Raw genomic sequence first — 12,007 nt, 5'->3', positions numbered from 1 at the left:
AAGTGAGACTTCAGTTAGGAGGAGAAGTTTGATGAAAACTAGACCCATTAGCTCCTTATATAAAATAGAGTGCTACATCTTCAAAGGAATTAATCGCTATTTCGAGCGTAAAACATTAAACATCTTTTTTCGCACCATTACACATATGGGCGGTGCAACCTTTACAATCTCTCTTATTGTATTCTTGCTTGTTCTCACAAACGGATCTTTACGAGGCATAGCAATTGCAAGTGCTATTTCCCTTGCGATTAGTCATATTCCTGTGCAAATTTTAAAAAAGTTTTATCCGCGAAAACGTCCTTATTTAACCATTCATAATGCAAAGTATCCGACGAATCCATTAGCGGACCATTCTTTTCCATCTGGACACACGACGGCTATCTTTTCTGTGATTATCCCTTTTCTATTATATGAACCAAGCATAACATTCTTGCTACTTCCAGTTGCAATTAGCGTGGGCATTTCGCGTATTTATCTCGGCCTGCATTATCCATCTGATGTACTCGTTGGCATGTGTCTCGGGACAATAGCCGGCATTGTTTCTTATTATCAATTCATTCCACTTTTTATATAGAAGAAGGAGGGAATCTGATGAAGATTGCCATCTTTACAGATACGTTTACACCGCAAGTGAACGGTGTTGCCAAAACACTCGATCGTTTTACACAGTATTTGCAAAAACAAAATATTGCTTACTCTGTATTTGCTCCGCATCATACAACGGAAGATCACTTCGTTACCAACGTCAATAAAATGAAAAGCATCCCGCTTAAACTGCTCTATCCAGAATGCCGATTAGCATTTCCAAATCCACGTTTCATCAAAAAAGAACTCTTTCAATTTCAGCCGGATCTTATCCATGTCGCAACCCCCTTTAACATGGGGCTTTGCGGTATGTATTACGCAAAAAAACTGAACATCCCTCTCGTCGGCTCATATCACACAGATTTTGATGCATATTTACAATATTATAAAATTGAATTCTTCTCCAAGATGTTATGGAATTATTTAAAATGGTTTCATAGCGCTCTGCAAAAAACATTCGTTCCTTCTCTTGAAACGATGCAACAACTACAGAAAAAAGGCTTCCAAGACTTATATCTTTGGGGCCGAGGAGTAGATTGCAATCTATTTCATCCTCATTACGATCAAGACGCATTTCGAAAAAAATATAGTATCACATCACCGTACATCCTCTCTTACGTTGGACGTTTAGCTCCTGAAAAAGATATCGAAACCTTGCTAACATTAATGAAACAAACAACAAAAAAACGAAAAAATGATATTCATTGGCTAATCGTCGGAGATGGACCTCTCGCTGGTGAAATAAAAGAAACAATGACAGAAAATATAACATTTACTGGGTATTTACAAGGAGACGAATTAGCTGAGGCATACGCTTGTTCAAATATTATGGTATTCCCATCCCCAACAGAAACATTCGGAAACGTCGTCTTAGAATCGCTGGCATGCGGCACACCGGTTATCGGTGCAAACGCAGGCGGTGTGAAAAACATTATTACAAACGGAGCAACTGGTCTTCTTTGTGAGCCGAAACAAACAGACTCTTTTTTATCTTGTATTTATACATTGCTTGATCATCCAATAAAGCGTGAGTATATGGGGCAACAAGGTAGAAATTACGCTTTAACACAAAGTTGGGATAAAATTTTCAACGACCTTGTTATGCATTATGAAGATGTAATTCAAAACCGAAAAGCGGAAATGCTGGCGTAATCTCACTCTTGTTGAGCTAAACATATGGAAGTTTAACTTAAGATTGAAACTTCTATCAGTGGGAGGAATCCCATTAGTGGAAGTTTCAATCTTAAAATTTTTTGAAGGAATCTTACTACCCGTTAATACGAGTTGAATGTATCGTATTTAAAATTGAAGTTTTATTTGTAGTAAACAACAAATAAGCTTGTTTTTTAGTCCTAATCAAAATTCGATCTGTTGTCCCATGCGGCGTTCCGATTCGAATAGCTTTCGCTTCTTTTCCACCATAAGTGTCATCTTCAGTAACCTCAATAATTTCCTTCAATGGAATACGAATTTTTGCTAATTGCCATTCAATCATTAATTCTTCATCTGCTTTCGTAACTTTAATTCCTGGCATATGATCAAGACCTTTCTTTTTATTCATCCCACAACAAAAAATGAGAATATATTAAAAATTTTACATTATTAACAAAAAATAAAATATGCAATTATGCATATTTTCCATAGTAATTATTGTATTATAATTATTTTATGTACCAAAGATACCGAGGTGGATATACATGAAATTCAAAGTAAAGCAAAATCCTTTTCATATGCTTATACTTTTAGTAACTATTTTCCTTTTTATTGCACTATTTTTCATACAAGAAACGAATAATATTTACTTAAGTTTTATGATTTTGTTAAACATAATCAACTTTTTATTTGTTTATAGATCTACTTACACAATCACTGATGAATCACTCATTATTAAATATTATTTCACAAACACCGAAATTCCTTTTAATGATATCCAACATATGAAATACTACGGAAAACCATTGGATTCAAACAAATGGACAAGACAGCGATTAGAAATTATGTATGGTTTATTTGATATACTAACAGTTTGTGTACCACAAGACGAGGAGACATTTATTCGTTTAATAAAAGAAAAATGTCCTAATATGAAGATAATAAATAAACCTGCTAATTAATAGTTTTAGTAGGTTTATTTATTACAAAATAGTCACTTTTCTTCTATTACAAGTAACTGTTTCTCTGACTTTACAAACCATAAACCAATAAAAATAACGAGTCCGCCAATCAATTGTTGTAAAGATAATTGCTCTCTTGCCCATATTGCTGCAAATAAAACCGCTACAAACGGTGTAATGTACATATATACCATCGTATGAGATGCACCAATTTTTTGAATCCCAACGTACCACACCACAAGCCCAAATACAGTAACAAGAAAAATGGAATAGAGTAACGAAAACCATGTACTTCCGTGCTCGATCGCAAAAGGTAACTGAACAATTTGCCAACCGCTCAATAATACAAGCGGCACCGCACCAATCGCTGAAGCCCAGGCCGTTACGCGCAAAGCAGAATACCTTTTCATAAGCGGCGTTGCTAAAACAGGATACAATCCCCAGCAAATCGAAGTAATGAGCCCAATTGCATTACCATAAAAAGATTGCACAAGAGAATGTCCTGCAAGTAATACAAGTGCCGCTCCGATACACGCAATAACTGATCCAACAAGTTTACGTGATGAAAACTGCTCTTCTTTCAAAAACACAGCAAACATCGTCGTAAAAATGGGAGAAATCGAGATTAATAACGATGCATTTGTTGCAGACGTATATTGAATCGTCTCCATAAATAACGTTTGATACAGCGTAATCCCAACCATGCTAACAAAAATAAGTCTTATCATATCTTTCCATGCAATATACAGCGATTTTTCTATGTAAAACGTCAGCACCAATAACAGCGGCGCCGCAGTAACCATACGAATCGCTGTAAATTGGATTGCAGTTAATTCTACAAGGCCGTATTTTCCGATTGTATAATTGATGCCCCATATGATCACGACACATAAAAGCAGTAATTCAATTCCCCATTTTTTCATATATTTCCCCCGCTATATCCGATACTTTACTTCATTAGATTTCGAGACATGTGCTGTAACTCCTTCTTACTTGTAAAAGTCCTACTTTTCTCATTTACAAATAGCAGAAAAAAGAAAGCAAATATAATCTGCTTTCTTCTCACTTTGTTGAAAAAATTGTTTTTCAACAGTATGCAGAGACACTTCTTTCTATAAAGAAGTATCCCTATTTCTATCTTTATTTTACTTTAACAGCATATGTCCCATCTTCCGAATTAGTTGCATACACATATAAATAATACTTCCCTGGTTTTACAGCAATTTTTTCTCTGCATGTATTTCCATTAGATTTTTCACCTGCAATAGTTGTTCTCAGAGCTGATTCATGAACAAGCGACCATATCATGTTAATTTTACCTTCATTTATTACGGAAATTTCCATTTCTTTTGGTGATGACACATTAAACGTATAAATATCCGTATAGTTTTCTTCCTTAAATGAACCTTTGAGAAGCGTATTAAACGGAATTACATTTGCTTGTTCAACACGATCATTTGGTTCTGTTTCAGTTGCTCCTATTCGATCTACATTAACTGTCATTTGTTCTTTACTTTCTTTTCCTTTATCATCTTTTATTGTTAAGGTTGCCGTATACGTTCCTTCTTTTTCATATGCATGAGTAGGATTTGCTTCTGTGCTTGTTTTCCCATCTCCAAAGTCCCAAAGGTAAGAAATGATTTTTCGATCTTCAGCTTTTGAACTATCGCTCTTAAACTGAATTGCGGTATTTTCTTCCCCGTAATATGTTTCTCTTGCTCGATCTACATTAACTGTCATTTGTTCTTTACTTTCTTTTCCTTTATCATCTTTCATTGTTAAGGTTGCCGTATACGTTCCTTCTTTTTCATATGCATGAGTAGGATTTGCTTCTGTGCTTGTTTCCCCATCTCCAAAGTCCCAAAGATAAGAAACGATGTTTCGATCTTCAGCTTTTGAACTATCGCTCTTAAACTGAATTGCGTTATTTTCTTCCCCGGAATATGAATCTTTTCTCCTTACAATCGTTCCTTGACTTGCGCCTTCATCTGTTGCAATTCCGTGGAAAACAATATCATATTGGAACTGATTTTCATTATTTACACGATAATTTACAAAGTACGCTGTTACTGTTTTATAACCGCTCCATTCTTTTTGTGACAGCTTCTCTAATGCTTCGTTCACTTGTTTACTCATCGTTTTCCAGTCTTCAGATTCACCTTTCGTTGCATTGCCTGTATACGTACCTTCAACTGTAAATGTATTAAAGAATTGAGACTTATGCTTTGTAATCTTTGCATCTTTTACATTCGCAACATCCGCAATTTCCTGCTTCACTTCAGTTAGTGCCTTCTGCACATGACTTACTAAATAATCATCTGATACTTGCGGCACAGTAAACTTTTCTCGATTATCAATTAATTGCTGCATATATGTTTGATATTCTTTATTCAATTGTGCATCTTTACTTAATTGCTCACGATATGCATCATAACCTTGCACATCATTTGCACGAATTAAATCTTGTATTTTGTCGAATGTATCAAATTTATGATTATACATATAAGACTGCAATGCAAAGGAATAGTTATAAAAATCCCACGTTCCGTATTTTGCAGATAATGTTTGTTCTGCTGTATAGCGTTTTGCTGGTTCGTTTGATAAACCTCTTATAACACTCTTACGCGGCACTACATTATTCGTACGCGTCGATCCTGCAAAAAATTCCGCATTTCCTTCTTCATACCATGTCAAACGTTCATTTTGCTGTAATTCTCCTTGCCCCCATAATCCAGGCACTTCATATCTTCCTTGTAAATAGTGTGTAAATTCATGGCGGAACAATTCTTCTAAACTAAAAATACTTTGCTGCGGCGTACGTTCATATGTAAAGAACGTTCCGACATTTTCGATATAAATACCACCATTCTCCGTTTCATATCCGTACAATTGCTGGTTAAATTTATATTCATCTGGTGTGTTATAAATTACGATTGTTAATACATCATCCGCATTCCCTTGTTCTAATGCTTTATCATTTCCGATTACACGGTGATATTGTGCTTTTACTTCTTTCGCAGCCCAGTACAATCTTTGGATTTTTTCCTCTGTCACTTTATCTCCCGCTTTAAAGACAATTGCCCCGTCATCAAACGTATACGTTTTAGGTAAAAATTTCTTCTTGCCCTCTTCTTTAATTTGATCTAAATTTACTGTTTTTCCGTTTGCATCTACTCCGCCGTAATTTGTAGCAATCTGTTCTGCTGCACCAAAATATTGCTCTCCTAAATATGGATACATTTGCATCGCTTTGGTAACAACGTCTAACCCTTTCTTCGGATTACTGTGAAATTTACCTAGACGTCCTGCATAGTAAATACCGTTATTAATGAGCCAACCATTTTTATCCGTTACATTACCTATAAGCGCCATTTTATTTACTTCATTTATAAAACCATCAATCTTCCCATACCACATTGTTGCATTTGGCTCTTTACCCGAAAGACGCCAATCAGTCTCTATATCGGCATCAACAGCTTGCATTAAAGCGTATACAGCATTTCCTTTCTTACTGTCATTTTCATATGTAGAAAGGTTATTATTATACTGTTTTAAAATTTTTGCTGCATACTGCACCGTTTCAACGTCACTAGAAGCATTCCTCATTAAATCCCCGTATGCATTTACAACCAAATCTTGCTCAGCTGTACCAAGTTTAAAGTTCGGATTCTTTGCAATTGCTTTTAGTGCCGGTAAACATTTATCTTTGAAGCTTCTCTCATTTAAATAACTTAATTCATTATTATTATATCCAACATAAAAAGCGGAACGGAGCACTTCAGTAAATGTATCAATTCCTTTTGCATCATTTTTTGTAAACGTACTTCCTCGTTTCTCTAATGCATTCATGATTACTTGCATACGCTCTTTATTTCCATAGAAAGCTTTTGTTTCTTCATTAAACTGAAATAAACCTTTAATTTGTCCGCTGCGAATAGTTGCTAATGTATCAATTAACTCCTCATCGCTCATTTTATTCAGCTCATCTAAAGTATAGCTTTGCTGCGACTGATTTGCTTTCACACTTTTCTTAGCGGGGGCTGGCTTCTGTGAAAAATCTCCTACTTTTAAACGTTCTTCAAATGATAATGTTTCATCAGCTTTTGAGGAATGAGCAACTGCATCTTTTGGCTTTTCTATCCCTGCTGGTTTCATTTGCAGTACATTGTAAGGTACTTTTTCTTCCGCTGATACTTCAGCTTGCAACGCCCCTAACGACAATGCCATTGTACTAACTCCAAGCATAATTTTATTCATTTTCTTTTTCATAATGTCCCTCCATACTAATATATAACTGAAACAAAATAACATATTATTTAAATGAATAAAATTAAATATGCAAGATTTCATACTATTTTTTAATAGGTTTTAAACACTTTGTGAATTATTCAACAGAAGCTAAGGACATTTTTAGGCTATAAATAAGCTTCATATAAGGAGCACACAACATACTAATATTGTAAATGTGGATAAAAGAAGATGAGGTGATGTTTTCATGAATAATCAACCAATGTATTTTCCGTATGCAAATTATAATCAACCACAGTATTACCCTATGCAAACTCCTGGTTATCAATCCTTCGAGGACATAAGAGAAAACGATGATGACGTATATCGTCCCGACGATGCTGAAGATGCTCCAACATCAGCACCACCAGCACAAGCGCCATCAGTACCATCAACATTTTCTTCTCCTATACAAATGGGTCAAATACGATCATTGATGTGTAATTGTTTAGGAAGATGGGGATTTATTGGCTTAAAAGGACAAGGACCATTTGGAAGAAATTTTTGGTTTTATCCTACTGAAGTAAGAACGCACGGAGTATCCGGATATACATGGCAAGCAGGACGACGCCGCAAAGTAAGCTATCGATATTCACAAATTAGAAACTTTATATGTGTTTCTTAACGTAAATAACAAATCAACACATTTCAAACTGACAACATTCTAAAAGTACGATATGCAATATTGCATAAATTTCAAATAATTTACAGTGGTATAATATATATAAAGAGTGAATTTACCTCATATATAGCAAGATACCCTAGTATTCAATTACAAAAAAGCGAAGAATCTTTATGGTTCTTCGCTTTTTTGTATCGTTCTAATCCCCTTGCTTTATTATATAATTAAAAACTCCTTTCTTTTTGAGTGGACGAGAGCATCTGGCCGGGCATAGAAGCGGTCAGGACCTTTTTCTGCCACATGCGAGGGTTAAAACAAAGAGAGAAAACGAGTGCAGGGCATATTGTATTCTGCATAGCAGCGATTTAGGTGTCGGAAAATTAAAATGGATTTATATATTTTTAATTCAAAAATGAAAGCTATAAAATTTCAAACATTAATATTATGATGGACATAACTATATACAAGTTAAAAACCTCTTTTTTTTAGGGGGGACGAGAGCATCTGGCCAGGCATAGAAGCGGTCAGGGCCTTTTTCTGCCACATGCTAGGTTTAAAACAAAAGAAAAAAGCAAGTAGCGGTCATGCTGTATTCTGCATAGCAGCGACTTATATGTCAAAAAATTGAAATGGATATATACGTTAAAGGAGCAACATCCCCCACTTTTTAAGAAGGGATGAGAGCATCTATAGAAGTTAAAATAGAAGGAAAAAGTAAGTGCATTTTTTCTTCTGCATAATAACGAATTATATCTCGAAAAATTAAAATCGAAAGAAGCTGAGAAATATGAAAAAAATATGTTTAAAAAATGGTAAAGAAGTGATGATAAGAGAAGCTGTCCAAGAAGACGCTCAGTCTATGATCAAATTTTATAATATAGTCGGCGGAGAAACTGATTTTCTTTCGTTCGGAAAAAATGGGTTCAGTATGTCTCTACATGATTATGAAAACTTCATAGAGTCTACTAGAACAGATAATCATTCAATTATATTGCTAGCAACAATGGATGATGAGATCATCAGCATCGCATCTATTACCTCTAGTCAAAAAGCGCGAACGAAGCATGTAGGAACGCTCGGAATCGTAATTGCAGAAGAGCACTGCGGGTTTGGTTTAGGAAGAAAATTGATGGAAGAACTTATTGAATGGGCAAAAGGAAATGGAACAACTAAGAAAATACATCTTGTAACTCGAGAAGATAATGATAGAGCAATAGAACTTTATAAGAAGGTTGGCTTTAAAGAAGAAGGATTATTACAACAAGATACGTATATAGATGGTATGTATTATAGTACTCTTATTATGGGATTGCTGATTTAAATATTCTATATATAAAAATTAACAAAACAACATAAAACCTCTTTTCTTTAGGGGGACGAGAGCATCTGGCCATGCATAGGAGTGGTCAGGGCCTTTTCCTGCCACGGGCAAGGGTTAAAACAAAGTGAGAAAGCGAGTGCAGGTCAATTTTTTCTCCATAGCAACGACTTATGTGTCGAAAAATTAAAATACATTTATATATTTTAGATATATAAATGTATTGTTTTTACAAAAGCAAAAGCGCTCGAATAATATGAGTGCTTTTGCTAATTCAATCTTATGTGGTTGTTTTTTGGGATGATTTTGATTTGTAAATACAGAGCAATTATTTTTTAGACCAATAACTTCATATTCTCTCTCATCAACGTGATAATGCTCTCATAATACGAAAGCTCATGCGGCACAAAATGACTTTTATCTATCGTTTTATGAATAGAAACTTTTTCTCCGGCTTCATTCATTTCGAATCCTTCTACTGTAATTTCATTTCTTTCTCCTAACCAAAGTTCAGAAAAACTATTGAAGTCAATTTTGACAATACCTGACACTTCTTCTGCTTGCAGTGTATAATCGTCCATTGTGCCTTTCATTTCATATAAAAAAACGTGAGCTAATTCTTTATCAATAAAAGCTTCCATTGTAACGCAATAATTGATAGTGTCTAATGATATAAGTTCATCAAACGAGACATCAATCCCCACTTCTTCTTGCACTTCGCGTATTCCATCATACACAGTTTCATGAGCTAGTATATGTCCCGCAGCTGTAATGTCTAACAAATTTGGATAATCCTTTTTTATATGACTACGAATTTGCAGATGAATATAATCTACTCCATTTTCCCTACTTATAAACCAGCAATGAAATGTTTCATGCCAATGCCCTATTTTATGTACTTCTTCACGTGTTGCGACTCCGACTGGATTTCTATGTTCATCAAATATTTTTAGTAATTCGCTTTCCATTATGTACTCCCCTTATTTGCTCTTTTTCTTCTGTAATTCGTTATACTCTTCTTTTGTATTCACATTAACAAATACATCTGTTTCTGTCACCGTTACATACTGAACGTTACACTGTGATAATAACCCCTGCATACTTCTTTTCTCTTCTTTTAATAACCGTTCTATTTTCTCTTTTACTTTATAATGGTATAGTGCTAAAAGCGGTTGTTTCCGCCCTTCAGCTAACGGAACAATTGCTTCATATACTTCATCCGCTCGTTCTATTAATTCCAGTGCCCACTCTTTCGAAACATTTGGTGTGTCGCACGGTGCAACGATGTACCAGTCTGCGCTTACATATTCCATGCCTGTTACTAAACCAGCAAGGGGGCCGTTTCCTTTATATAACGCAAGGTCTTCTATAACAGGAACATTCAGTATATGTGAAAGCTCATCTGTAATGTCTGAATGGCTAATGACAACCATATCTGTTACAACTTCTTTTAACGCTTCTATACTATGCTCAATAAATGTTTTTCCCTGCCAAGTTGCTAATGCTTTCGGCTCTCCAAAACGACTCGATCTTCCGCCGGCTAATACAATTCCTGCTATTTTCATTGACGATGCAGCTCAAATGTAATATGGCCAAGCTCTGGTAAAATTAATTTATTCATTGCTAGACGAACTGCACCTGTCGACCCTGGCATAGAAAAGACCACCTTTCTACCAATTGTTCCGCCAATCGCCCTGCTTAGCATCGCTGCGCTGCCGATATCTTCTAAATAACTAATCGTTCGAAATAACTCACCAAAACCAACGATTTCCTTATCTAATAATGGAGAAACAGCTTCAATTGTCACGTCACGCTTTGTAATACCTGTTCCTCCATTGGTTAATACAACGTCAACATCCTCTTGATGATATCCAGACAAGACAGCTTGCTGAATGCTTTCCTTATCATCTTTCACAATCTCATACGCTGTTACTTGGTGATTTGTTTCTCTTAATAACTCTTTTAATAGCTTACCACTTTTATCGGTTTCTTCTGTACGCGTATCCGAGATTGTGATGATTTTACAACGAACTTGTACAGGTGCTTGTTTTTTATGTTCTGTGACGCTCATTCTTTTTTCCTCCTCATTGATAAGCTTCTCTAAATTTTATCATACATAATATAACAGTAAAAAAATGTGAGACCTATCACACTTCTTTATCGAAAAAACATTTATTTTCCGAAATTTACCTTATAATAAAAATATAGGCTTTTAAAGGGGGGACTTCATATGGATACAATGAGAAAATTAACGACGTTATTTATTTTGCTATTCGTCGCTTCTATTAGCGCTGGCATGGCATTAAAAGACGCTGTACCATATGCTGCAATTGGAGGCTGGGGACTTGGCACACTCTTTTTACTATGTTCAGCCTTTTATGCAGGAAAAATTCATTATCGTAAAGGGGAATAACTATGTTTGGTAAAAAATCAACTACGTGTACAACATGTGGGAAGGAAATTGCAGTACATGAACGTTCTTGGGTGTACATGCAATATCCGCCAAGTGGGATAACAAATATTCAAAAATATATTGAACTCGGCGGCGAAGTGTATTGCACTTCTTGTGTTGGAAAACTGGAGGAACGAAAATAAAAAGTCTTTGCGTGTGTGCGCAAAGATTTTTTATTCCTATAACGAATTCTACTGTGAATGACCCCTCCTTAACACTCTTACGAGCTGTTTGAAGAAGGGGCTTCCTGTTTCATAGAGCAATGCTGTTTGGGTTTTCCAAGCAGTCTTACATACTCTCCGCAGGCGTCGTTTATATTGTTTGGACACAACCTTGCCCTACAGTTTCAGTCTTCAGTCGCTCTCACACGTAATTGTTCTAACCCCTTTCGCAAAATGTTTAGACTTGCATTATGATCCCTGTCTAATACCGTTCCACACTTTGCACAAATATGTGTCCGAATAGAAAGTGATTTTTTCACACGATTCCCACAGCCTGAACAATCTTGTGATGTATATGCTGGATCTACTTTTACTAGTAGGCCTCCAAATTTCTCACACTTATACGAAAGCATGCGGCGAAAAGCACCCCAGCCCGCATCAGAAATCGACTTTGACACCTTTCGATTT

At 35.6% G+C, this 12,007-nt stretch carries 13 protein-coding genes and 2 pseudogenes; 7 read left to right on the top strand and 8 right to left on the bottom strand.

Annotation, left to right across the window (positions count from 1 at the left end):
- Positions 1–31 precede the first annotated feature (31 nt).
- On the top strand, positions 32–574 hold the full coding sequence (locus BM350_RS22095; protein ID WP_090919413.1) for a phosphatase PAP2 family protein: 543 nt from the start codon (positions 32–34) through the stop codon (positions 572–574).
- A gap of 17 nt (positions 575–591) precedes the next feature.
- Positions 592–1,737, top strand: a complete 1,146-nt coding sequence (locus tag BM350_RS22090) for a glycosyltransferase family 4 protein (RefSeq protein ID WP_090919416.1) — start codon at positions 592–594, stop codon at positions 1,735–1,737.
- Between the two features lie 115 nt (positions 1,738–1,852).
- Here BM350_RS22090 and BM350_RS22085 read toward each other — a convergent pair whose 3' ends face one another.
- Positions 1,853–2,119: a SunI/YnzG family protein gene (locus BM350_RS22085; RefSeq protein ID WP_090919418.1), complete on the bottom strand. Its 267-nt coding sequence runs from the start codon at positions 2,117–2,119 to the stop codon at positions 1,853–1,855.
- Between the two features lie 163 nt (positions 2,120–2,282).
- Between BM350_RS22085 and BM350_RS22080 the strand changes: the two genes are divergently transcribed.
- Positions 2,283–2,699 (top strand): PH domain-containing protein, encoded by a 417-nt coding sequence (locus tag BM350_RS22080; RefSeq protein ID WP_090919422.1) that lies wholly within the window; start codon positions 2,283–2,285, stop codon positions 2,697–2,699.
- A 32-nt stretch (positions 2,700–2,731) separates the two neighbouring features.
- Here BM350_RS22080 and BM350_RS22075 read toward each other — a convergent pair whose 3' ends face one another.
- From BM350_RS22075 to BM350_RS22070, 3 genes and pseudogenes are all read right to left on the bottom strand, one after another.
- Entirely contained in the window at positions 2,732–3,622 is an 891-nt protein-coding gene (locus BM350_RS22075; RefSeq protein ID WP_090919425.1) for a DMT family transporter, read from the bottom strand.
- Between the two features lie 217 nt (positions 3,623–3,839).
- Positions 3,840–4,388 (bottom strand): annotated as a pseudogene (locus tag BM350_RS28075) (PKD domain-containing protein); the annotation flags it as partial.
- 36 nt (positions 4,389–4,424) lie between these two features.
- Positions 4,425–6,968: pseudogene (locus BM350_RS22070) on the bottom strand (collagenase); the annotation flags it as partial.
- A 226-nt stretch (positions 6,969–7,194) separates the two neighbouring features.
- On the opposite strand from BM350_RS22070, the gene BM350_RS22065 reads away from it, so the two are divergent.
- Together BM350_RS22065 and BM350_RS22060 are read left to right on the top strand one after the other, a co-directional pair.
- A complete protein-coding gene (locus BM350_RS22065) occupies positions 7,195–7,611 on the top strand; it encodes a hypothetical protein (protein WP_090919431.1) in 417 nt (138 codons plus the stop codon).
- Between the two features lie 784 nt (positions 7,612–8,395).
- Complete coding sequence (locus tag BM350_RS22060) at positions 8,396–8,929, top strand: GNAT family N-acetyltransferase (RefSeq protein ID WP_090919434.1); 534 nt, start codon at positions 8,396–8,398, stop codon at positions 8,927–8,929.
- Between the two features lie 332 nt (positions 8,930–9,261).
- Here the strand turns inward: BM350_RS22060 and BM350_RS22050 are convergent, their stop codons facing one another.
- Genes BM350_RS22050 through BM350_RS22040 form a run of 3 tightly spaced genes read right to left on the bottom strand, consistent with a single transcriptional unit; the run spans position 9,262 to position 10,997 of the window.
- Complete coding sequence (locus tag BM350_RS22050; protein ID WP_090919437.1) at positions 9,262–9,894, bottom strand: NUDIX hydrolase; 633 nt, start codon at positions 9,892–9,894, stop codon at positions 9,262–9,264.
- Positions 9,895–9,906: 12 nt separating this feature from the next.
- Positions 9,907–10,491, bottom strand: coding sequence for a molybdenum cofactor guanylyltransferase (locus BM350_RS22045; RefSeq protein ID WP_090919441.1), 585 nt, complete (start codon positions 10,489–10,491; stop codon positions 9,907–9,909).
- Positions 10,488–10,997 (bottom strand): MogA/MoaB family molybdenum cofactor biosynthesis protein, encoded by a 510-nt coding sequence (locus BM350_RS22040; protein WP_090919444.1) that lies wholly within the window; start codon positions 10,995–10,997, stop codon positions 10,488–10,490. Before BM350_RS22040 ends, BM350_RS22045 begins: the two co-directional genes overlap by 4 nt.
- A gap of 159 nt (positions 10,998–11,156) precedes the next feature.
- Here BM350_RS22040 and BM350_RS22035 point away from each other — a divergent pair, with 159 nt between their 5' ends.
- Both BM350_RS22035 and BM350_RS22030 read left to right on the top strand, forming a co-directional pair.
- Positions 11,157–11,339, top strand: coding sequence for a hypothetical protein (locus BM350_RS22035; protein WP_090919447.1), 183 nt, complete (start codon positions 11,157–11,159; stop codon positions 11,337–11,339).
- A 2-nt stretch (positions 11,340–11,341) separates the two neighbouring features.
- Positions 11,342–11,521, top strand: coding sequence for a hypothetical protein (locus tag BM350_RS22030; protein ID WP_090919449.1), 180 nt, complete (start codon positions 11,342–11,344; stop codon positions 11,519–11,521).
- Between the two features lie 203 nt (positions 11,522–11,724).
- Here BM350_RS22030 and BM350_RS22020 read toward each other — a convergent pair.
- Positions 11,725–12,007: RNA-guided endonuclease InsQ/TnpB family protein (locus BM350_RS22020; protein ID WP_211482637.1), on the bottom strand; the 283-nt coding region annotated here is incomplete at its 5' end.

Source organism: Bacillus sp. 103mf (assembly GCF_900116295.1).
GTDB classification, from domain to species: Bacteria; Bacillota; Bacilli; order Bacillales; family Bacillaceae_G; genus Bacillus_A; species Bacillus_A bruguierae.
This window is presented reverse-complemented; position numbering and strand designations above follow the sequence as displayed.